Below are 22,063 nucleotides of genomic sequence, written 5' to 3' on the forward strand. Positions count from 1 at the left end.
GACGCATTACCGGTCGGATTGCCGACAGATTGCCGGGGTTTCAACTGCCGTTCAACCAGATAACTAGGCGGAAAAGGCAGAGATATCGGCAAGCATCAGCGACTTCAACGGCTATTCTTCAGACGCTGCGACCAACGCGCTCCCGGTCGGTTCTGCGGGTCGCGGCAGCCGTTCTGCGCGAGCAGCGCGTTTCGAAAGACAAAGGGGTCTTTGCGCAACGCAAATGCGTGCACCACATCGACCATACCGCACCGCTCGTTACCGCCCTTGATGGCTTAGCTTACCGGCGTATCGCGGCGGCCATCGGCCACCGCCAGCTTTCGCGTTGTCAACGCCGTACCGGTCAAGGTGCCGACCAGCGTGGCGGGGCGATCCTGCGGTTCATATCGATTATGAGGCGGAAAACGCAGAGATATCGGCATGCATTGGCGACCCGAATGTCAATTCTTCAGACGTTGCGACTAACGCGCTTCCGGTAGGCTCTGCGGGTCGTTGGCAACCGTTCCGCGTCCGTGCGGAACGAGGAATGTATGACAAGTCCATGACTAGCTCGGCCTGCGCGACGCGCACTGCGTCGTCTACGGTCAAACGCAGCCCTCTGGCTCGACATCGACATTTCGCTCAGCGCGATGTTGTTGACACATGCGACGCTCGCAGCAGGCTCGCTGCCGCAAGGTGGCACGTATGTAGCCGGCTCCGGCGCGATAGCAAACCAGGGCAACGGCCTCGTGATCACGCGCCCGGGTTCGACGCGCGGCGTAATCGACTGGAACAGTTTTTCAATCGGCAGGCACAATACCGTCACCTTTCGACAACGGCTCTGGCGCGACGCTAAACCGGGTGACCGGTGGTTCACCGTCTGCCATCTTCGGCAAGCTCACTGCAACGGGTAGCCTGTATGTGATCCACCCGCAAGGCATCGTCGTGGGGCCATCGGGCGTGATCAGCACAGGTGGCCGTTTCCTCGCGTCAACGCTAGACGTCTGCAACTGCGCGTTCATGCAGGCCGGTGACGCAGTCACGCTGTCGGGCGACTCGAACGCTAGCGTGATCAATCTAGGCAGGATCAGCTCGAACAGCAACGACGTCTTCCTGATTGCGCGACGCGCCGTCATCAACGCTGGTACCGTCGCAGCGCCGAACGGTACGGCGGAACTGGCCGCCGGCGAAAAGGTCCTGTTGCATGACTCGGACAGCAGCAGGCAGATATTCGTCCAGATCGGCAGTCAGGGCACTGCCGTCAACCGAGGGCAGATCGCGCCCGCGCAGGTCAGCCTGCAGGCCGCCGATGGGAACGTCTATGCACTGGCGGGCGGTGGCACGCATATCCGTGCAACCGATACCGCCAGCCGCGATGGCCACGTCTGGCTTGTCGCCGAGAGCGGCCGGGTGGAGCAGCTCGGTCCGATTGCTGCGAGCAACGCGAACGGCAGTGGCGGCACCGTCAATACGCAAGCGGCGCAACTGGCATTCGGCTCACACGCGGTGGTTGTGCAGGTCAATGGAACCTCTCGACGGCCGCCTTCACAATCGATGAAACCGCCGCGCGTGTGTTGCGCCGCAGCGCTGAACGCGGGCACCTCGATCGATGTCACCACGACCGGTGCGAACGGTGCAACCGGCGACCTGGGCGTGGCGTCAAGCCTGCGCCGGTCCGGCTCTGCTTTTCTGACGCTTGCCGCATACCGTCACGTCTCCGTCGACGCAGGTACGACCATGGCCAACGCTGGCACGGGCAGCTGCGCTTGCGGGCCGACGCATCAGGCGTCGCTAACGGCGGCAGCGTCGCAAACGATGGCACGCTCGACTGGTCACCCAGCACAGGGACAGTCACCGTTTTGTACGACATGGACGGCACATCCGCTGCGGGCGCGCAGCGGTCCAACGCGGCTTGGTCGGCCGCCGAATTCAGTGGATTGCTGACCCAAATCACAAGCTACAAGCTCATTAGTTCGCTGTCCGATCTGGCAAGCGTCGTGAGTGACCTCGACGGCAACTATGCGCTGGGGAGGGACATTGATGCCGGCGCGAGGAGATTCATGCCTATCGGGCCGATAAATCCGCCGTTCACTGGCCAGTTCGATGGGGCGGGTCACACGATCTCCAATCTTACGCTCGGGGCGGTCACCGGGGACCACGGAGAACACGGCTCTGTGAGGGCTGCACATGGCATGTTCCGTGTTATCGGCTCAGGACGGATTGTCCGTAACCTGAACCTTGCCGGAAGCACAACAGAGAGTACTTCTCTTAGCCAGTTCGCCTCCTATGGCGTCTTGGCCGGCGTCAATTATGAAACAGTATTGTCTGACAGCACCGCCGGGTCGATCAACTTGATCACTGGTTTCAACAATGTCACGTATTCCGGTGGTCTGGTCAGATGCAACTATGGCCTGATCGAGCGGTCGTCCAGCAGCGTCAGTGTTGCCGCACAATACACTCTCGGTGGACTGGTGGGCGACAACTTGGGACGGGTCGTATCGTGCAGTCTTATACCAGCGGTAACGTCACCGCCGGACCCTACAGCGGTGGCGGTGGAGGTCTTGTCGGTAGCAACGGAGGTTCAATCGCGCAATCGTATGCAACCGGTAGCGTCCGGTACATTGGAACCTGCCCTGGAGGCAACAGATGCGCAGGGCCGGCCTGGTACAAAGCAATTCGGGGACTATAAGTGAGTCGTTCGCGGTCGGACCTGTGATCCAGAAGATCGGCGCTCCTCCGTCCCGATCGCAACCGACGTTTACTCGAATACAGAGACGACGCTCGCGCCAGTGGCTGTTCTGTCGGGACTGGGACTACCGGCCACCAACGGCCTCACCACCGCGCAGATGAGTATGGCCTCATCGTTCGCTTCATACGACTTCAGTCAAAACGGCACGTGGGCAATGCCAAACGGCGCAAGCCATCCAGTTCTCCGATGGCAACTAGCTAGTCCGTAAGTGCATTTCCTTGCTGGACAGCGCTTGCAGGCGTTCTGAATTCACTCACTCGCGAACGTCGGCTTACGCCGCCGCGCCTCGGCGGGCGTCGCTGCCTGCCGGCACTCATACCCCGAGCGCGTCCCCGACCTGAACAGATCCAGCAGCGCTTCGACTTGCCGGCTCATCGGCGAGTGACGCGCCCACACCGCGCCCACGTCCATGGTCGGCACGGCCACGCTCAGATCACGTCGGCTGATGCGGTTGCCTTCCAGCGACCACGGCCGATAGACCAGATCCGACAGGATTGTCACGCCCTCGCCGAACGCGACCAGGCTGCGCACCGCTTCGATCGACTTGCTCTGCAGGCGCACGCGCGGCGCGATCCCGTAGACGGTCCAGTAACGCTGCACCGTCTGCACGTGCTCGTCCATGTCGAGCAGCAGGAACTTCTCGCGCGCGACGTCTTCCAGCGTGACACGCTGCGCGTCCAGCAACGGATGATCGGGCGGCGTCCACAAGCGACGCGGCGACCGGATCAGCACCTCACTATTCAGGTCGGCGGGCAGCGCCGTGTTCGAGACCAGCAGCAGCGCCGCATCGAGTTCGCCGCCGAGCAGCAGGCGCTCGATCGCCTCGCGGTCGCGTTCAATCACTTCGACCCGCAGACTGCGAAAACGCCGCCCCACGGTGGCCATTACCGAAGGCAGCAGATAGGCCGAAATGGTCTCGGTCATGCCGATGCGGACCAGCCCCGTGAGTCGCGCCGGTTCATCCTGTGCGGCCGCCACCGCCTCCTCCACGGACTGCCGCGCCTGCTGCACGTGGCGCAGAAAACGCGTGCCTGCCCCGGTGAGGCGCACGCCCTTTGCGTGGCGCGACAGCAGCGGCACACCGACCGCGTCCTCCAGGTTTTGCAACGCGATCGTCATCGACGACTGCGAGACGTTGCACAGGTTCGACGCATGCGAGATCTGGCCGGTATCGGCAACCGAGAGGAAGTAATCAATCTGGCGCAGCGTAATGGGGCGCGGCATGGTCGGACTCGCGAACGCAAAGGGTCGAGGTATTGAAAGACTCTATATTGCCGCATCAAAAATATGAAATTGACGGACTCTGGCGCCTCGTAGGATCGCCCTATGACACCCGGAGCCGCAATGGAAGCGCAGGAAAAACGAGGTTATTGCACGCTTTGCCGTTCGCGCTGCGGCACGATCAACGTGGTGCGCGGCGATCAGCTGGTCGAAGTGCGCCCGGACCGCGAGCATCCAACCGGTCATGCGATGTGTCTGAAGGGCAAGTCCGCGCCGGAGCTGGTGGCGAGCCCGCATCGCGTGCTCTATCCGATGCGGCGCACCGCGCCGAAGGGCGCCGACGATCCGGGCTGGCAGCGCATAGGGTGGGACGAGGCGCTCGATGAAATCGCCGCGCGCCTCGACGCGCTGCGGCGCGAACACGGCGCGGAAAGTGTCGCGTTCGCCGTGACCACACCGAGCGGCACGCCAATGAGCGACAGCATCGACTGGGTCGAGCGCTTCGTCTGGTTGTACGGCAGCCCGAACATCTGCTACGCGACCGAAATTTGCAACTGGCATAAGGACGTCGCGCATGAGTTCACGTTCGGCTGCGGCATGCCGAGCGCCGATTACCGTCACGCAGACGTGATCCTGCTGTGGGGCACCAATCCCGCCAACACATGGCTCGCGCAGGCCGATGCGATCGCCCACGCGCGCCGCCGCGGCGCCCGGCTGATCGTCGCCGACCCGCGTCCGACCGCGCTCGCCCGCGAAGCGGACCTGTGGCTGCGCGTGCGGCCGGGCAGTGACGCCGCGCTGGCGATGGGCATCGCGCGCCGGATGATCGAAACGCGCACTTACGACGATGCGTTTGTGCGCACCTGGACCAATGCGCCGCTGCTGGTGCGCCGCGACAACGGCCACTTCGTGCGCGAACGCGACCTGATCGCGCAGGCACCGTCGAATCGCTACGTGATCTGGAACGTCGTTCGTAACCGCGCCGAGATTCTCGGCGACGAAGCCGCCATCTCGCCCGCCGATTTCGCGCTGGACGGCGGCTTCACTGTCGGATCACTCGGATGTGAGCCGGCGTTCGGGTGCTACCGGCGCGCGCTCGCGGAGTTCACGCCAGCGCACGTGGAAAGAATGACCGGCGTGCCGCCCGAAGCGCTCGAACGCGCCGCCGAACTGCTCACACCGGGCCAACGGATCGCTTATCACGCGTGGTCGGGCGTCGGCCAGCACAGCAACGCGACCCAGACCGAGCGCGCGATCGCCACGCTCTACGCGCTGACAGGCGCGTTCGACACGCGCGGCTCCAACCGCGAGTTCGTCAAGCAGCCGGCCAACGCGCTCAGCACCTATGCGCTGCTCGCGCCGCAGCAGCGTGCGAAAGCGCTCGGACTCGCCGAACGTCCGCTCGGCCCGCCCGCGCAAGGCTGGATCACGGCGCGCGACATGTACCGGGCGATGCTCGACGGCGAGCCGTACAAGGTGCGCGCGCTGTTCGCATTCGGCACCAATCCGCTTGTCTCTCAGCCCGACCCCCAAGCCGGGCACGCGGCGCTGAGCCAGCTCGAATTCCATGTGCATTGCGACCTCTACGAAACCCCGTCCTCGCGCTACGCGGACATTTTCCTGCCGGTCAATACGCCGTGGGAACGCGAAGGTTTGCGGATCGGCTTCGAAATCGACGAGCGCGCGGTGGAACGCGTGCAACTGCGCCAGCGGATAGTGAGCCCACGCGGCGAAAGCCGTGCCGATTACGACATCGTCGCGGCGCTGGCTACGCGCCTGGGCATGAGCGACGCGTTTTTCGGCGGCAGTATCGAGGCGGGATGGAATCACATGCTCGCGCCGCTCGGCATTGATGTCGCCACGCTGCGCGCGCATCCCGAAGGCATTTCGCTGCCGCTCGAACAGCGCGAGAAACAGTACGCGCTGCCGGCGGACGACGGCGTACGGGGCTTCCGCACCGAGACGCTGCGCGTCGAGTTGTACTCGGAGAAGCTGCTGCGTCACGGCTATCCGCCGGTGCCGGAATATGTCGCGCCCGCGGGGCTCGCCGACGATGCCGCTCGTGATCCCGCGTTCCCCTACGTGCTCACGTCGACCAAGAACGGCTACTACTGCCACAGCCAGCATCGCGGCGTCACCCGGCTGCGCAAGCGCGCGCCGTACCCGGTCGTGGAAATCGGCGCGGCGCTCGCAGCGCGCCACGGCATCACGGCCGACGACTGGGTGATCGTGCGCACCGTACATGGCGCCGCACGCTTCGTCGCGCGCATCGAGCCGGCCCTCGCCGCCGACGTGCTGATCGCCGAATACGGCTGGTGGCAGTCGTGCGACGAACTCGGCCTGCCCGGTTTCGCGACGCGCGGGGCGCTCAACAGCAACTTCAGCGCGCTCGTATCGGGCCGCGATTACGACCCGCTGAGCGGCTCAATGCCGATGCGCTCGCTCGCGTGCGACCTGCAAGCCGATCCGTCGTTCGACCGCGCGCGCCGCGCATGGCAAGGCGCGCGCGAGTTCGTGGTCAGCGCGCTCGCCGACGAAGCGCAAGGCGTGTGCCGCGTCACCTTCAGCGCACGCGACGGCGGCCTGCTGCCCGACTATCTGCCCGGCCAGCACGTCAGCGTGCATGTGCCGACGCTCGGCGAGCGCGGCACGACGCGCGCGTATTCGCTCATCGGTCACGCACGCGAAGCCGATCGCCGCACCTACACGATCGCGGTGCGCCACCAGGAAGAGGGCACGATGTCCGCGCACATTCATCGTGAACTGGCGCTCGGCGACGTCGTGTTGTTGCGCGCGCCGTCGGGCAGCTTCGTGCTGCCGATGCGCTCGCGCCTGCCCGTTGTGATGTTCGCGGGCGGCATCGGCATTACGCCGTTCATCGCGTATCTGGAGTCGCTCGCGCGCGAGTTCGCCGCGCCGGATCGCCCCGAGGTCTGGCTCTTCCATGCGAACCGGCACGGCGCCACGCATGCGTTCAAGCACCGTATCGCCGGCTTGCGCGCGAGCTGGCCCACGCTGCGCGTGCTCGATTGCTATGCGCATCCGCGCGAGGGCGTCGATGTCGCCGGGGTGGACTACGCGCGCGCCGGCTATCTCGATGCGAGCGTCGTCGGCGACGAGCTGATCCGCAGGCGCGCGCGTTTCTACTTGTGCGGCCCCGAGCCGATGATGACGTCCGTCACCGAAGGCCTGATCGCGCGCGGCGTGCCCGCGTTCGACGTCTTCAAGGAAGCGTTCGGTTCGCCATCGATGCCGCGCGGCGATGCCTCGCAATCCTTCACGGTTACTTTCGCGCGCTCGGACAAGCGCGCGCAGTGGACGCCCGGGCAGGGCACGCTGCTGTCGTTCGCGGAGAGTCACGGCGTCGCGCTGCCGAGCGGCTGCCGCGTCGGCCAGTGCGAGAGCTGCGCGGTGCGCATCGCGCAAGGCAGCATCGATCATCTGTCGGGACATGCGCCCGACGAACCCGACATGTGCTTCGCGTGCCAGGCGATTCCGCTGTCGGACCTCGTCGTCGAAGCCTGACGACATCTTCAAGCCGACGTCAACGTCAACGAGCCAGAAAGGTAACAGCATGGAACAGGTCACACGGGCAGAACCGCTACCGCCCGACACGAAAGCGGGCAACGGGATGGAGCGGATGGCCGCGCGCGTCACGCATTGGGCACAACAATGGTTTCCCGACGCGTACATTTTCGCGGCGCTCGCCGTGGTCGTCGTCGCGCTCGGAGCGCTGGCGGTCGGCGCGCCGGTGCAGCGCGTCGGCATCGCGTTCGGCGACGGCTTCTGGAGCCTGATTCCGTTCACGATGCAGATGGCGGTCGTCGCGATTTCCGGCTATGTGGTCGCGGTCTCGCCGCCCGCGTCGAAAGCGATTGCCTGGCTCGCGCGGCTACCGAAGACGGCACGCGGCGCAGTGATGTTCATCGCCTTCGTGAGCATCGGCACGTCGCTGTTCAACTGGGCGATCAGTCTGGTGTTCAGCGGCCTGCTGGCGCGCGCGCTCGCGCGCCGCACCGATCTGCGCATCGACTATCGCGCGGCGGGCGCCGCCGCCTACCTGGGCATGGGCGCGACGTGGGCGCTCGGTCTCAGTTCCGCGGCCGCGCAGTTGCAGGCCAACGCCGAGAGCCTGCCGAAGACGCTGGTCGCGATCACCGGCGTGATTCCGTTTTCCGAAACGATCTTCCTGCCGCAATCGATGCTGATGGTCGCGGCGCTGACGCTCGTCTCGGTGGCAATCGCGGGACTGTCCGCGCCGCTCGGCGAGCGCGCGCGCACCGCGCAGGATCTGGGCGTTGCGCTCGACGACATCGAACTTGCGCTGGACAAGCCCGCGCGCCCCGGCGAATGGCTCGAATACAGTCCGCTCGTGACGATCCTGATCGTGCTGCTCGGCCTCGTCTGGATCGGTCACGAGTTCACCACGAAGAACCCACTGCTGGCGATCTCGAACCTGAACACGTACAACTTCGTGTTCATCCTGCTCGGCATGCTGCTCAACTGGCGTCCGCGCCGCTTCCTGAATGCGGTGGCCAAAGCGGTGCCGTCCACCGCGGCCGTGCTGATCCAGTTCCCGCTGTACGGCGGCATTGCGTTCATCCTGACCAGGGCCGCCGCGCCCGGCGGCTTGCCGCTGTCCGAGCATCTCGCGCACTTCTTCGTCGCGATTTCGTCGCAGGCCTCGTTTCCGGCCGTGATGGGTGCCTATTCCGCGGTGCTGGGTTTCTTCGTGCCGTCGGGCGGCGGCAAGTGGATCATCGAAGCGCCGTATGTGATCGAAGCGGCGAAGGCCCTGCAGGTGCATCTCGGCTGGTCGGTGACCGTCTACAACGCCGCCGAGGCGTTGCCGAACCTGATCAACCCGTTCTGGATGCTGCCGCTGCTCGGCGTGCTCGGGCTGCGCGCGAAGGACGTGGTCGGCTTTACCTTCACGCAGCTCGTCGTGCATGTGCCGCTGGTGATCCTGATGCTGTGGGCGCTCGCCCCGACGCTGACGTATCACCCGCCGGTCATGCCCTGAATCGTCACCGTCAACGTCACCTCGACATCGACATAGCGTGAACGCTCAAGTCACAAGGAACGAATCATTCATGAAACTGCTGGATTCCGCCACGACGCGCGCTGCGCTGCCCTTTCCCGCGCTGATCGATGCGTTGCGAACGATGTTCATCGAAGGCTGTCACGTACCGCGGCGGCACAACCACAAGATCGCGACGCAAGGCGACGAAGGCACCGTCCTGATCATGCCGGCATGGCAGGACGGCGGCTACCTGGGCATCAAGACGGTCAACGTGTTCCCCGGCAACGCGGCGCTCGGGCTGCCGGGCCTGCATTCCACCTATGTGCTGTACGACGCGCGCACCGGCGCACCGCTCGCGCAACTGGACGGCAACGAGATTACGTCGCGCCGCACCGCCGCGGCCTCGGCGCTGGCGGCCAGCTACCTCGCGCGCAAGGATGCCGCGCGGCTCACGCTGCTCGGCGCGGGACGGGTCGGCAGTCTGGTGCCGGAGGCCTATCGCGCGGTGTTGCCGATCGAACAGGTCGACGTGTGGGACGCCAACCGGGCCGCGTCGGAGGCGCTGGTTGGGCGGCTCGCGCAGCTCGGCTTCGCGGCGCGCGTCGTTGACGATTTGCCGGCGAGCGTCGCTGTGGCGGACGTCGTCACCTGCGCGACGCTTGCAACCGAGCCCGTGGTGCGCGGCGAATGGCTCGCGGCGGGCTCGCATCTGGATCTGATCGGCAGCTTTACGCCGACGATGCGCGAGGCCGACGATGCGTGCTTCGCAAACGCGACCGTGTTTGTCGATACGTCGGAAGCGTTCCAGAAGTCCGGCGACCTGCTGGGACCGTTGCAGCGCAAGGTCGTTAAAGATCCCGAAGGCTGGCCGACTCTCGAACGCCTGTGCCGTGGCGACGCGGCGGGCCGCGCCGACGACGTCCAACGCACGGTGTTCAAGGCGGTCGGCACGGCCCTTGAAGATCTCGCCGCGGCTGCTCTGGTTTATGCTCGAATCGCCCACTGAAGCCACGCAGAGTGTGGCAGGAGATTCCCGCGAGTACGCAGCCATCATGAAGTCTACTCCGGATTCGCAATACCTGCGGGCCGCCCGAAGCGACGGACGAAGGGCCGAGATATCGCTGTTTCCGCATTTGATATCGCGCCTGAAGGTGTCTGGATTGCCGAACGTTACGTTCAGATGGGGCGACCCCCACCGCAGTAAGTGCTACAGCGCGCATGCGATGGTTTGCTATGTGATGCCGTCCGTCATGCCGGGGGTGAGCAACCTGCAAATAAGGACTTGAAGCAGGGCACTACTGTCGTTTCCAACACATTTCCGCTCCGGCGGCGCGCCGCTTCCGGGGCTCGTTGCGCTGTATTCTGGTCTGGCCGCCATTGGGTAGCCGACGACCAGGAGTAAGCGACAAGGCTTCGCCGTTGCATCGATGCCCGTGTCCTTTCAAGCGGGCCATCCAATCTTCTGGGCTTGACGCAGAGAGCCTCGCACGACCATGCGATGGAATGGCGCGATCAACGCAATATAAGCGCGGCCGAGAAGGCGGTTATAGAAGACGAGCGTCGTCACGATCACTCGGCCGGAGCGTTCATCGGATGGCGGCTGCAAAAGTACTGACACGCGGAAATTCAAATGCGTGTCGTCCTCGCCGAGCACGATCTCGTTCGGATATCGCCCGAATACGCGGAATATGTTTATCCTGTCGCCGCCTGCGGTCCAGAGATCCGCGGCGCGTTTCAGACCAAACGGTCGTACGAGCAGGTCGCGCAATTTCAGCAGCGCCGCAATCCATTCCGGCTGATGGTCGAAGATGTGCCGGGCTATGAACTCCGCGTCGTGGGACGCAGCTTCCGGCAGATCGGCCGAAAATGCGTCCGCAAAATCGGCTCGACCGTAGGAGGGCATGAGTCGTGAGGCCGGCGGCAAGCCGGTCCGTTCAATTTTCGGGTCTGTGTGCATGTCCGGTCGCCAAAATGGCACTGGGCGTGGTGCGTTCGGTCGGAGCAGAGGATCGCGCCATCGACCGATCACTAACTGCGCAATATATACCAGGGCTTTCGTTTGCGTTTGAGAATGCGCGAGGCCGGGTTCAGGCTCAACCATCCTCGCCTTGGGGCACAGCCTCGCCACCGTGAATACGCAGCGGGCATGACGGACCGGTCGGTGCAGGCCGCATTGGTTCGGCCGCATCCTTAGAGAGAAGTAGTCTTGTCATTGGTCAATGTACGCTCGGGCAGGGCGTGAGCCTCAGAGTTGACGCCTTTACTTTGTTGCGCAGCGAAGTAAATTTTTCACTTCGCACACAAGCCTGTACATGTTCGACTCGCGGCTTGCTCAGCGCGACGAAAAGCCGACCGTCCTGCGTCGGTGTCCCGCGTCACTTGCGCTCAATGTGCTGATGTGGCGTTTCAGACCTCTGAGGTCCGCTTTTTTCGAGTCGACGCGTTGAGCCGCGAAGCGTGTCGTGTGCTCAGATCGTTCTGCGCGAGACGCCCGCGCAAATAGGCGGCCGCGTGTTGGCAGCGCGCGGGCAACGGCCACTCGGAGCGATGAATCAGCCAGAGCGTGTCAATGACCGGCGGGCCCCATTCCGCCACGCTGATCGTGTGCGGATGCGGGTAGGCAGTACGCGCATAACGCGGAATGACAGTGAACCCGATCCCGCGTGCAACGAACTCCAGAATCAATCCGACCTGATTCGTAAAGCCGCTGCGCGGCAGGCTCTGAACGCCCGGATTACGCGGAAAGCGGCGGCTCAGCAAACGGTTTGCCATCGCCGGGCCGTCGGGATGGTCGATGAATCCCAGGCGCTCTAGGTCGCCCCACTCGCGAGCCTGCCGACCCGCGGGCACGACCAGTTCGAGCGGTTCCTCGGTGAAGCGCGTCGCGGACAGGCGCGGGTCATCCGGCTGCAAGGTCACAATGCCCAGTTCATATTGATTGGCCAGAACGGCGCCGATGACTTCCGGGTCCGGTGCGAAACGGTGGCGCATCGTCCAGTCCGGATGCTGCTTTTTGCAGGTCGAGGAGCAGTGGAAAGAGGGCGAGCCCGATGCTGCCCGGTGTGATCAGGCTAATCTCGCCGCCTGCTTCTGTGTCGTCGGTAAGCCGCAGTCGCAGCTTCTTGTCTGCCACTTCCAGTTCCTTGCAGTATTCAAGCAGCGCCTCTCCAGCGGGCGTCAGCTCGATTCCGCGTGTACGGCGAATAACGAGCAATCCAAGGCGGTCCTCGAGTTGCCGTAAGTGCTGGCTGACTGCCGCTTGCGTGATCTGCTGCCGCTCGGCCGCGCGGGTGAAGTTGCCGAGTTCGGTGAGCGCGACAAAGGTTTGCAGCCACTGTGGATTGAGCATAGGAGGCGTTCAGTGAGCGGGGGAGCTTGCGGTTGGCGGCCATTCTAACGGCTCTGGTATCGACTGTTCTTTTACGGAAAAGGCATGCCGGGCGATTCGAGTAGAGGGCGGGCATAAGCAGCTTTTATTGGACGCATTAGCTGCACCTGGTTCCTGTGGGCGGGCAAGGCCACTAAGCTGATCCGCTCACTCATTCGAGGAACACGTCAATGCCCGCACCTTATCCACGTTCGTTCTCACACATCGGGCTTTCGGTCACCGATCTCGATGCGGCGGTCAAGTTCTATACCGACGTGATGGGCTGGTATCTGATCATGCCACCCACGACGATCAAAGAAGACGACAGCGCTATCGGCGTGATGTGTACCGACGTTTTCGGGAGCGCCTGGGGATCGTTTCGCATCGCGCATCTGTCGACGGGTGACCGCATCGGCGTCGAAATATTCCAGTTTGCGAACGCCCAAAAGCGCGAGAATAACTTTGAGTACTGGAAAACCGGCGTCTTTCACTTCTGCGTGCAGGACCCAGACCTCGAAGGACTCGTCGCCAGGATCGTCGCCGCGGGCGGCAAGCAGCGCATGCCCGTGCGTGAGTACTTTCCGGGCGAGAAGCCGTATCGCATGGTCTACATGGAAGACCCGTTTGGCAATATCGTCGAGATCTACAGCCATAGTTACGAGCTGACCTATTCGGCCGGCGCATACGGCAAGCCGTGAGCAACGAGGAACATATGTCAGCGCTTTTTAACAGTTATCAATTGAAGGACGTCAGGCTGCGCAATCGCGTGGCCGTGCCGCCGATGTGTCAATACAGCGCCATCGACGGCGTCACCGGCGACTGGCACGACGTGCACTATGCAGGCATTGCGCGTGGCGGCGCGGGACTTGTGATCGTGGAGGCGACCGCCGTCTCGTCGGAGGGGCGCATCACGCCCGCCTGCACCGGTTTATGGAATGACACGCAGGCCGAAGGCATGGCGCGCATTGCCGCATCGATAAAAAATGCCGGCGCGGTGCCCGGCATCCAGATCGGCCATGCGGGGCGCAAAGGCAGCGCGAACCGTCCGTGGGACGGTGACGATCACATTCGTGCCGAAGATCCGTACGGCTGGCAAACCATCTCGCCTTCGGCAATTGCATTCGGCGGCAAGCTCGACAAGGTGCCGACGGAAATGTCGCTCGACGACATCAACCGTGTTCAAGCCGATTTCGTGGCGGCCGCGATCCGCGCGCGCGATGCGGGCTTCGAGTGGCTGGAACTGCATTTCGCGCATGGCTATCTGGCGCAGAGCTTCTTCTCTGTGCATGCGAATCACCGTACCGACGCGTACGGCGGCGACGCGCGAGGCCGCGGCCGTTTCCTGCTTGAGACACTGGACGCGGTGCGTGCCGTGTGGCCCGAACGTCTGCCGCTCACTGCGCGCTTCGGTGTGCTGGAATTTGACGGACGGGACGAGCAAACGCTGGCCGAGTCCATGGAACTGGTCACGCGCATGAAACAGGGCGGCCTCGACCTTTTGAACGTTAGCATTGGCTTTTCGACTCTGAACGCGAACGTGCCCTGGGCAGCCGGCTTCATGGCGCCCATTGCCGCACGCGTGCGGCGCGAGGCTGCAATTCCCGTCGCAACCGCCTGGGGCATGGACGATCCGCAGCAGGCGCAGCAAGCTGTCCTCGAACAGCAGCTCGACCTGGCGATGATGGGGCGCGCGCATCTTGCCGATCCGCACTATCCGTTTCGTGCGGCGCGCGAACTGAATCAGAGCAAGGCGTCGGCGCTGCTGCCCGAGCAATACGCGTATTGGCTCTCGCGCTATCCGGGTCCGCAAAACGGGGACCCCGTCGAATAAGCTGTGCGCGCGTCCGTCGCACGGCCGCTGAACCGGCGGCCTTGCGGGCCAGGGCGCATGCAGCCATGCGATAGGCAAACGGCCAGGGGCAAGCTTGGTGATCGTATTCAAGTCTGCTCCCGCTAGCTAGGACAGCCCCCCGGCCATTTCCGGTTCACAATGGCAGTGACCAAGGACGGCCCGAGCACCTGTATGAGTAACTGACGGACGTACAGTCTCCTCGTTTGGGGGTGCGGCTAAAAACTTGGACTCGTTATGCCACGATTCCAAGACTTTCCCGGTATTCGAGTGGACTCAGGGAGCCGAGTGAGACCTCGATCCGGGTTGCGTTGTACCAGGGATATACGAGTCAAGGACTTCAATGAAGTCATCAACCGTCGTAGCCCTCCAGTCTCGAGGATAGAACAGTTCCGTTTTGAGCGGGCCGAAGAAGCCCTCACAGGCCGCGAATTCAGATACAGCTGAACTGCTCGAATGCGCTCTTCGTATGAGTACACGGACTACCTCCAGGTAGTCCAAGATTTTGTCCCCACCCCCAGGCGTGCGTCATCCTCAACAACACCGGCTGTTCGGGGCTTGCGGTCGGCGAGGGCGCCGACACTCGCGCAGCTGCAGAGCAAAGCGCGAGCGCGGCTCATTCCAAAGATACTCCTAGCGGCTGCGCTTGCGGTTCCTCGCCCGCACGTCCACGTCCGTCGGCGCGCGATCCCAGGCGAGCTCGATCGCCTGAAGCGCGCTCAGGACGATCGATCGGTTCAGCGCCGCAGCCAGCACACCATCCCGTTCGGCGTAAGCCTCGCATAGACGCTGATGATCCGTGCACGAGCGATGCAAACGTCCGGGCAATGACGTACTCAAGCGACGCAGCCGGTTTATCCGCATCCGCATGGAATCCAGCACCTCCTTGAAGATACCGTTGCCGCACACCCGCAACTCTTCATCGCGAAAGGCCACATTGGCCCAGAAGTATCCGTCCACGTCCCCCTTCGCCGCAACGTCGGCGAGACGCCGATGGGCGGCCCATAGCGATTCAATGTCGGCGTCGCTCGCGCGAGCGGCGATCCCAGTCGACACTTCGGCGTACAGAGTCGCACGCAGATGGTAGATCTCGCGGACTTCCTTCAGTTGGACCGCCGAGACTCGCGGTCGCCGGCGTGGCGACCAGTCCACCAGCCCCTCGCGGCTCAGCACGAAGAGCGCTTCGCGCACGGGCGTGCGGCTCACATCGAACCGCTTGGCCAGATCGACGGAGTTCAGATCGTCGCCCGGCAACAGGCGACCTTCGATGATGCCGCGCGACACCCAGTCGACGATCTCTCTTACCGACGACGATTCGCCATCATCCTCGAGTACGCTTCTGTCGACATTTTGATTCATCCAAACTCCTTTCTGCCCAAAAGCCTTCCAAACGTTTCAATATTCTCGCACTGGTTTTGCTTGCCATCGTAACTCCGACTTGTTTAGACTGAGTAAAGTGTCGACACTATGGCGGACGCGACACGATCTTACAAGAAGCTATGGAGACGCCACGCATATGGTTCCAGATCTCAAGCCGGCATACCGTCGGTTCCAACGGCGTCGTCTGCTAGGAGCGGCGGGCGCGCTTGCAGCGCTGTCGTTTGGACCGCTGCGCGCCGCGATCGGCGTGAACGAGGAAGCGTCCGGCAGCCCGAGCGGCGCCGACTTAACGGGCCAGCTTGCGAGCTACATGGTAGCGGCGCGCGACGCGCCCTTGCCCGACGCGGCAATGCTCGCGTGCAAGCACCGCATTCTCGATACGTTCGGCGCGATGGTGTCCGGTTCGCGGATGCGCCCCGGCATGATGGCGTCGAAATATGTGCGCGGTCTAGGCGGCGAGCCGCAGGCGTCGGTGATCGGTTCCAGCTTCCGCACGACGACAGTCAACGCCGCGTTTGCCAACGCAATGTGTGCGCACTCGGACGAAACCGACGATTTCGAGCCCGTCACCAAAGCGCATCCCGGCAGTTCGGTCGTGCCGTCCGCGCTGGCCGTCGGCGAGTATGCAGGGCAAAGCGGCGAGGCGATGCTACGTGCTGTCGCGCTTGGCTATGACCTCGCGTGCCGTCTGTTGATGGCACTCGGTCCCGACCTCGTGCGCGGTTCGCATCGCAGCGCGGAGGGAACGTCGTCCACGTTCGGTGCGCTCGGCGCTGCGGCATCGCTCGCAAGGCTCGACGAAACCCATATGCGCTACGCGCTCTCGTATTCCGCGCAACAGGTGTCGGGACTGTGGAGCTGGGTCAAAGACGAGGATCACATCGAGAAGGCTTTCGACTTCGCCGGCATGGGCGCACGCAACGGCGTCGAAGCAGTGGAGATGGTGCTTTCCGGCATGACGGGCGTGTTCGACGTGCTCGACGGCAAGCACAACCTTTTCATCGCGCTGTCGATGAAGCCGCAACCGCAGGCGATGCTCGACGGTCTCGGCAGCCGCTTTTACGTGACCGAGACGGCCATCAAGACATTTTCGGTCGGCTATCCGATCCAGTCCCCGCTCGACGCGCTGCTCAGCCTGCGCAAGCAGTACGGGCTGACGCCGGAGAACGTGCGCGCGATTGCCGTGAGGATTCCACCTGACGCCGAGGGGATCGTCGGCGAAAGCGCGATGCCCGACGTGAATTGTCCGCATCTGGTGGCGCTCGCGCTTGTCAAAGGCGCTGTGTCGTTTCGCGACAGTCATGACGTCGCATTGATGCACGATCCAGCGATCGTCGCGCAACGCGCCAAGGTCACTGTACAAGCCGACGAATCGTTGCGAGATCCGGCAGCGCCGCGCGGCGCGAGAGTGCAAGTCACGTTGACGGGCGGCCGCACCGTGGAGCACTACACGCGCTTTCCCCCGGGCACGAAAGAAAACCCGCTGTCCACCGATGCCGTCAACGCAAAAGCCCGCGATCTGATGTCGCCGATTCTCGGGACGGCGAAAACATCAAGGCTGATCGAGGCGATCAACCGCCTGGAAACGCTCAAGGACGTTCGCGAACTCAGGACGCTAATTACGGCGTGACGAGCGTGCTCGTGCCACGCTGCTTGCCGCTGCTACTGTGGCTTATGCGCGCGGCTTGGTTGCGACGAGCCACATCGCCGAGCTTCCGACGAACCAAAGACCCAACCGAAGGAATCAACACCATGTCGTTTTTAGATCGGCGTAACTTTCTGAAGACCGGCGCCATGGGCGCTTTGGCCTCCGCTACGGCTTCTACCGCTGCGTTCGCGCAATCGTCGGGGAGGTCGACGGCGGCCTCGGCTTCCGACACCACGGGCGCCCCCTCCGTGCGTCCGCCGAAAGTGACGCGCATTCTCGCGGAGTTCATCGTCAAGACTGGCTACGAAGACTTGCCCGCACCGGCGCGCAAGGAAGGCGTGCGCACGCTGATGAACTGGGTCGGCGCGGCGGTCGGCGGCTCCCACGACGAGACGGTGAACCGCGCCGTTGCCGCGCTCATGCCGTTCTCGGGGCCGCCACAGGCGAATGTGCTCGGCCGCTCCGAGCGCTTCGACATCATGAACGGGGCCTTCATCAACGGTGTCAGCAGTCATATTTTTGACTACGACGATACGCACCTGAAGACGATCATTCATCCCGCCGGGCCTGTCGTCTCCGCAATTCTCGCGTATGCGCAATACCACTCCGTATCGGGCAAAGACTTCCTCAACGCACTTGTGCTGGGCGTCGAAACCGAATTGCGGATCGGCAACGCGGTATATCCGAACCATTACGATGTGGGCTGGCACATCACGGGCACCTGTGGCGTCTTCGGCTCGGCGGCAGCCACCGGCAAGCTGATGGGCTTGAGCACGCAGCAGATGGTGTGGGCGTTGGGACTCGCCGCGTCGCAGCCGGTCGGCTTGCGGGAATCGTTCGGCTCGATGAACAAGAGTTTCAATCCCGGACGCGCAGCCGCAAATGGTATTTTCGCGGCGCTTCTGGCGGGTCGTGACTATACAAGTTCGGATGGCATGATCGAAGCGAAGCGCGGCTGGGCGAACACCATCAGCACCAAGCAGGACTACCGGGAGATTACCCAAGGCCTCGGCTCGCATTACGAGTCGACGCTCAACACCTACAAGCCGTTCGCTTGCGGCATCGTGATTCATCCTTCGATCGATGCGGCAATCCAGCTCCGCAACCAGTACAACCTGAAGCCCGATCAGATCGACCGCGTCGATCTGCGCGTGCATCCGCTCGTCATCGAACTGACCGGCAAGAAGACGCCGCAGATCGGTCTTGAGGGAAAGTTCAGCATTTATCACGCTGTGGCAATCGCGGTGATCGACGGGGCGGCTGGAGAAAAGCAGTTCAGCGATGCCAAGGTGCGCGATCCGGCCACCGTGGCGTTACGTGAGAAGGTGAATGCGATGATCGACCCGGCGATCAAGCCGGAGCAGGTCGACATGACGATCACGTTGAAGGACGGGCGCAAGCTTCACAAATTCATTGAACACGCGATAGGCAGCACGCAGGTGCCGATGTCCGATCAGCAACTCGAGAAGAAATTTGCCGATCTCGCGGAGGGAATCCTTTCCCCGCAGCGAACCCGCGCATTGATGGACAAGTGCTGGCAGGTCGAACAACTGGCAAGCGCGGGCGATATCGCCCTGGCCGCGTTGCCGCAGTGAGCGGCAAAGGCGGGCGCGGGCGCCCCTTCCAGAAGAGACCGTAGCCGGGGGCGGCCCGCATCGCGAATTGGTCAGCGCAACCGGCTGTCGGTCGGCTCGTGGTCCCGCTTCGACGTCGGCGCGCGCTACAGGCGCTTTTGCGAGATCGGATCGAAAAAATCTCCGCCGGTAATCTGGGTATGCGTCCTCGCCAGGCGGCGCGATCAACTGGATCGTTCGGGCCTCGAGCGTTCGGATAGAGATGAATTAGTTTCGCTCGGTCAAGACCAATTTGCTGGCGAGGGAGTTGATCAGGTCTGTGGCAACGGCTGGCGTCTTGCCGCCAAGAACAGCCGCACTCTGCGCAAGCTGGACCGCCCGAGAGCCAGTCTGTCGGTGTTGTTGCGCCAGGCGCCCGCGTCACTCAAGAAGGGTCTGCCAACTATCGATGAAATTGAGGCCGAATTGCGTCCGGACTCTTCCGATGGCACAGCGTAAGACGTCGGGCTCGCTATGAGCCGAGCCGATTCTTGCCGCGAACTCAACGTCGCGCTCCATCGCCCCCGAAGTAGCGAAGAAACGTTTGCCACCCGGTGTGCTGGCGGCCCGTTCAATGTCACCATTCGCGCGCGGCGACGGGCGTACGCACGCCCCGTCGCACACAGGTTGTCGATCAGAAGTCTGTCGTCACGGAAAACCACGCCGTACGAGGCTGCGCTTGCGTCAGATAGCCGCCGAGCGCCGACGACCAGTACGAGCGGTTCGCGAGGTTCGTCACCATCACCTTGAAAGTCGTGTCGTGCTTGTAAAGCTGCGTCTTGTAGCGCGCGCCCACATCGAAGCGCGTCCACGACGGAATTTCCTGCGTGTTCGCCGTGTTCAGGAACTGCGGACTGGTCCAGACCGCGCGGCCCATCAGCGTGAGGCCGTTCAGTTGCGGCAGGTCGTATTCGATGTTCGCGTTGACGGTCCACGCCGGCACGCCAATCGGGCGATTGCCTTCGGTGCTGTCGGACGTGTCGAGCAACTTCGCATTGATGTACGACACCCCGCCAATCAGACGCACGCCCTTCAACGGCTCGCCGTACATCGAGAACTCGATACCGCGGTGTTGCTGGAAGCCCGCCGCCGCATAGATGTTCGTCGCGGCGTTGGTGTAGGCGACCTGGTTCTTGATCTGATAAACCGCCAATGCGGCGCCGTAGTGGTTCGCGTCGTACTTGACGCCCGCTTCGTACTGCTTCGCGCGGAACGGCGAGGTAGCCTCGCCGACGTTGGCCGTGCCGGCCGGCGCTGTGCTGCCTGCAATTAAACTTTCAGCGCGGTTCGCGTAGATCGACAGATTCGGCTGCAGCTTGTAGACGACGCCGAAGATCGGCGTGGTCGCCGATTCGTTGTAGGCCGAGTTCTGCACTTCCGTGCCGTACCCGTAGCCGTTTTGCAGCATGTCCTGATGACGCGCGCCAACCGTGAACAGCAGGCGGTTCTGGAAGAAACCGAGGGTGTCCGACACGACGAAGCTGCGCATCAGGATCGAGGTCGTCAGGCCCGGATCTGAGAAGTCGCCAGCGGCATACGTCGTGCCGGGGATCGCAACCGTCGCCGTGTTGTACAGGCTCGTCGACCACGGCACGCCGTAGCTCCAGTTATAAGCACCATACTCCGCAATGCGTTCGAGCTGCCAGCCCGCATTGACCTGGTTCGAAACCGGGCCGAGATTGAACGTCCCGCGCACGCCCACTTGCGCCGAAATCGCGTTTTCCTTGAACAGGGTGTTCATCCGGTATGCGGTCGTCGCGCCCGCATCGTAGGTGGGCGTCTCGTACTGGCCGAGTTCGGTTGTATGCCGGGAACCTATGCCCGCGTAGGCGGTCCAGTTTGGCGTGATGTCGTATTCGCCGCGCAGCATGCCGACCGTGTCTTCGGTCTTCGAATAGGTCCACGGCTGCCCGTAGTTGTAGCTTGCCGACGGCGTAGAAGGCATGTCGTCGCCCACCACGAATACGCCCGGACGACCGCCCGTGACGTTGTTCTTCTGATAGAGGAAGTCGCCGTACAGACGGAACTTGCTGCCGCGATAGTCGAGCGAGATCGCGGTCTGCTGCGTGTGGTTGGCCCCGTTCTGGATCGCCGTGCTACCGCCCACCACGGTCTGGTTCACGCGAATGCCGAACTGGTCGTTGTCGCCGAAGCGGCGGCCCACGTCCACGTGCGTGCCTAGTTCCCCGGACGCGCTGCCTTCGACGGTCACCTGCGTGAGCGGTCTGTCGTCGGCAACCTTGGTCTGCACGTTGATCGTGCCGCCCACGCCCGACGCGCCGGGTGCCGCGCCGTTCACGAACGCGCTGGCGCCCTTGAAGATGTCGACGCGCTCGATGGCGCCGGTATCGACCATCTGACGCGGCGTGAGGCCGAAGAAGCCGTTCAAGCCCACGTCATCCGAATACACTTGGAAGCCACGGATAATGTACGTCTCGGAGAAGTTGCCGTAGCCGAACGCGGTGCGCACGGCCGGGTCATTGGCGACCACGTCGGCGAGCGTTTGCGCCTGCTGGTCCTGAATCAGTTTCGCGGTGTAGCTCGTCACCGAGAACGGCACGTCGAGCATCTTCTGCTTGCCGAGCACGCCTATCGACGCGCCCTTCGCCACCTGCCCCCCGGAGTAGGTCGGCGCCAGATCGCCGGGCAGCGCCGCGGGCGCCGCCTGAATCTTGATCACCGGCAGCGTGCTGTCCGGCTTCGCGGTAGTGCTTGTGCTGGTTCCGAGGTCGGTGCTGTCCGTCGATTGCGCGAACGCCGGCGCCGCCGCGACGAACAGCGCCGTCACCGCCGAAGCGATAGTCAGCGCGCGGAAGCTTTTGGAAGAAAGCACCAAAGTATGTGCCGAAGACGCTGCAGTGACGCGTGTGTTTTTCTGATGATTCATAGCCGTGGTCTTCGGCCAGCTTCTGCGAAGAAGCTGGCCTTTATATAGCGGCCGCCGACGTACACGTATGCAAAAACGTCGGGCCGCAGGTGTAGGTCGCGGCGGATTATAGCTTAATGCGAACGATTCGCATTAAATATTTAGCGAATTTCCAGGACTTATTACAGAGAGGTCTCGTCCGCTGTAAAAAGCGAGCGGCTGCCGAATGCGTGGATGAAGTGCATAGTTCCACGCGGGCATCGGCTCGCGCGCAAGAGTTCGCTGGGTCCCGCCGATCTGCGAGGCGAACGCTTTATTTCATTTCCGCAGAGCTTCGATGCGCGTAGCGTGATCGACAGGGTCTTCGT

16 protein-coding genes and 1 pseudogene are annotated in these 22,063 nt (G+C 63.3%); 10 read left to right on the forward strand and 7 right to left on the reverse strand.

Annotation, left to right across the window (positions count from 1 at the left end; translation table 11 throughout):
• Positions 1-840 precede the first annotated feature (840 nt).
• Together F757_RS36930 and F757_RS36935 are read left to right on the forward strand one after the other, a co-directional pair.
• The gene (locus F757_RS36930; RefSeq protein ID WP_332258141.1) at positions 841-1,923 is read left to right on the forward strand and encodes a two-partner secretion domain-containing protein; all 1,083 of its coding nucleotides are present in this window, start codon (positions 841-843) and stop codon (positions 1,921-1,923) included.
• A complete protein-coding gene (locus F757_RS36935) occupies positions 1,917-2,672 on the forward strand; it encodes a hypothetical protein (protein WP_027214354.1) in 756 nt (251 codons plus the stop codon). Before F757_RS36930 ends, F757_RS36935 begins: the two co-directional genes overlap by 7 nt.
• 305 nt (positions 2,673-2,977) lie before the next feature.
• On the opposite strand, the gene F757_RS34255 is transcribed toward F757_RS36935, so the two are convergent.
• The gene (locus F757_RS34255; protein WP_035467564.1) at positions 2,978-3,952 is read right to left on the reverse strand and encodes a LysR family transcriptional regulator; all 975 of its coding nucleotides are present in this window, start codon (positions 3,950-3,952) and stop codon (positions 2,978-2,980) included.
• Between the two features lie 120 nt (positions 3,953-4,072).
• Here F757_RS34255 and F757_RS0128545 point away from each other — a divergent pair, with 120 nt between their 5' ends.
• The 3 genes from F757_RS0128545 (at position 4,073) to F757_RS0128555 (ending at position 9,978) form a co-directional block, all read left to right on the forward strand.
• The gene (locus F757_RS0128545) at positions 4,073-7,474 is read left to right on the forward strand and encodes a molybdopterin-dependent oxidoreductase (RefSeq protein WP_027214355.1); all 3,402 of its coding nucleotides are present in this window, start codon (positions 4,073-4,075) and stop codon (positions 7,472-7,474) included.
• Between the two features lie 49 nt (positions 7,475-7,523).
• On the forward strand, positions 7,524-8,972 hold the full coding sequence (locus tag F757_RS0128550; RefSeq protein ID WP_027214356.1) for a short-chain fatty acid transporter: 1,449 nt from the start codon (positions 7,524-7,526) through the stop codon (positions 8,970-8,972).
• A 70-nt stretch (positions 8,973-9,042) separates the two neighbouring features.
• Positions 9,043-9,978, forward strand: a complete 936-nt coding sequence (locus F757_RS0128555; protein ID WP_027214357.1) for an ornithine cyclodeaminase family protein — start codon at positions 9,043-9,045, stop codon at positions 9,976-9,978.
• A gap of 435 nt (positions 9,979-10,413) precedes the next feature.
• Here F757_RS0128555 and F757_RS0128560 read toward each other — a convergent pair whose 3' ends face one another.
• From F757_RS0128560 to F757_RS36715, 3 genes are all read right to left on the reverse strand, one after another.
• Complete coding sequence (locus F757_RS0128560) at positions 10,414-11,073, reverse strand: DUF2867 domain-containing protein (protein ID WP_232221472.1); 660 nt, start codon at positions 11,071-11,073, stop codon at positions 10,414-10,416.
• 305 nt (positions 11,074-11,378) lie between these two features.
• On the reverse strand, positions 11,379-11,963 hold the full coding sequence (locus tag F757_RS36710; protein WP_232221473.1) for a substrate-binding domain-containing protein: 585 nt from the start codon (positions 11,961-11,963) through the stop codon (positions 11,379-11,381).
• Entirely contained in the window at positions 11,902-12,321 is a 420-nt protein-coding gene (locus F757_RS36715) for a LysR family transcriptional regulator (RefSeq protein WP_232221474.1), read from the reverse strand. The genes F757_RS36710 and F757_RS36715 overlap by 62 nt, the downstream gene beginning before the upstream one ends.
• A gap of 209 nt (positions 12,322-12,530) precedes the next feature.
• On the opposite strand from F757_RS36715, the gene F757_RS0128570 reads away from it, so the two are divergent.
• Positions 12,531-13,037, forward strand: a complete 507-nt coding sequence (locus tag F757_RS0128570) for a lactoylglutathione lyase family protein (RefSeq protein WP_027214359.1) — start codon at positions 12,531-12,533, stop codon at positions 13,035-13,037.
• A 14-nt stretch (positions 13,038-13,051) separates the two neighbouring features.
• Positions 13,052-14,170, forward strand: a complete 1,119-nt coding sequence (locus F757_RS0128575) for an NADH:flavin oxidoreductase/NADH oxidase (RefSeq protein ID WP_027214360.1) — start codon at positions 13,052-13,054, stop codon at positions 14,168-14,170.
• Between the two features lie 253 nt (positions 14,171-14,423).
• Here the strand turns inward: F757_RS0128575 and F757_RS35515 are convergent.
• Together F757_RS35515 and F757_RS0128580 are read right to left on the reverse strand one after the other, a co-directional pair.
• A pseudogene (locus tag F757_RS35515) lies at positions 14,424-14,620 on the reverse strand (IS3 family transposase); the annotation flags it as partial.
• Between the two features lie 201 nt (positions 14,621-14,821).
• The gene (locus F757_RS0128580; RefSeq protein WP_027214361.1) at positions 14,822-15,547 is read right to left on the reverse strand and encodes a GntR family transcriptional regulator; all 726 of its coding nucleotides are present in this window, start codon (positions 15,545-15,547) and stop codon (positions 14,822-14,824) included.
• Between the two features lie 157 nt (positions 15,548-15,704).
• On the opposite strand from F757_RS0128580, the gene F757_RS0128585 reads away from it, so the two are divergent.
• Together F757_RS0128585 and F757_RS0128590 are read left to right on the forward strand one after the other, a co-directional pair.
• Entirely contained in the window at positions 15,705-17,198 is a 1,494-nt protein-coding gene (locus tag F757_RS0128585) for an MmgE/PrpD family protein (protein WP_027214362.1), read from the forward strand.
• Between the two features lie 122 nt (positions 17,199-17,320).
• Positions 17,321-18,811, forward strand: coding sequence for an MmgE/PrpD family protein (locus F757_RS0128590; RefSeq protein ID WP_027214363.1), 1,491 nt, complete (start codon positions 17,321-17,323; stop codon positions 18,809-18,811).
• Between the two features lie 652 nt (positions 18,812-19,463).
• Here F757_RS0128590 and F757_RS0128600 read toward each other — a convergent pair.
• The gene (locus F757_RS0128600; RefSeq protein WP_051376886.1) at positions 19,464-21,716 is read right to left on the reverse strand and encodes a TonB-dependent receptor; all 2,253 of its coding nucleotides are present in this window, start codon (positions 21,714-21,716) and stop codon (positions 19,464-19,466) included.
• A 147-nt stretch (positions 21,717-21,863) separates the two neighbouring features.
• On the opposite strand from F757_RS0128600, the gene F757_RS35520 reads away from it, so the two are divergent.
• Positions 21,864-22,063, forward strand: a 200-nt coding sequence (locus F757_RS35520) for a LysR substrate-binding domain-containing protein (protein ID WP_332258142.1), incomplete at its 3' end; no start/stop codon positions are given.

It is taken from the genome of Burkholderia sp. WSM2232 (assembly GCF_000472545.1).
In the GTDB taxonomy this organism is placed as follows: domain Bacteria; phylum Pseudomonadota; class Gammaproteobacteria; order Burkholderiales; family Burkholderiaceae; genus Paraburkholderia.

Coding starts and splice junctions, on each gene's coding strand:
- F757_RS34255 (WP_035467564.1), bottom strand. CDS start 3,952: ATGCCGCGCCCCATTACGCTGCGCCAGATTGATTACTTCCTCTCGGTT.
- F757_RS0128545 (WP_027214355.1), top strand. CDS start 4,073: ATGGAAGCGCAGGAAAAACGAGGTTATTGCACGCTTTGCCGTTCGCGC.
- F757_RS0128550 (WP_027214356.1), top strand. CDS start 7,524: ATGGAACAGGTCACACGGGCAGAACCGCTACCGCCCGACACGAAAGCG.
- F757_RS0128555 (WP_027214357.1), top strand. CDS start 9,043: ATGAAACTGCTGGATTCCGCCACGACGCGCGCTGCGCTGCCCTTTCCC.
- F757_RS0128560 (WP_232221472.1), bottom strand. CDS start 11,073: ATGGTTGAGCCTGAACCCGGCCTCGCGCATTCTCAAACGCAAACGAAA.
- F757_RS36710 (WP_232221473.1), bottom strand. CDS start 11,963: ATGCGCCACCGTTTCGCACCGGACCCGGAAGTCATCGGCGCCGTTCTG.
- F757_RS36715 (WP_232221474.1), bottom strand. CDS start 12,321: ATGCTCAATCCACAGTGGCTGCAAACCTTTGTCGCGCTCACCGAACTC.
- F757_RS0128570 (WP_027214359.1), top strand. CDS start 12,531: ATGCCCGCACCTTATCCACGTTCGTTCTCACACATCGGGCTTTCGGTC.
- F757_RS0128575 (WP_027214360.1), top strand. CDS start 13,052: ATGTCAGCGCTTTTTAACAGTTATCAATTGAAGGACGTCAGGCTGCGC.
- F757_RS0128580 (WP_027214361.1), bottom strand. CDS start 15,547: ATGAATCAAAATGTCGACAGAAGCGTACTCGAGGATGATGGCGAATCG.
- F757_RS0128585 (WP_027214362.1), top strand. CDS start 15,705: ATGGTTCCAGATCTCAAGCCGGCATACCGTCGGTTCCAACGGCGTCGT.
- F757_RS0128590 (WP_027214363.1), top strand. CDS start 17,321: ATGTCGTTTTTAGATCGGCGTAACTTTCTGAAGACCGGCGCCATGGGC.
- F757_RS0128600 (WP_051376886.1), bottom strand. CDS start 21,716: ATGAATCATCAGAAAAACACACGCGTCACTGCAGCGTCTTCGGCACAT.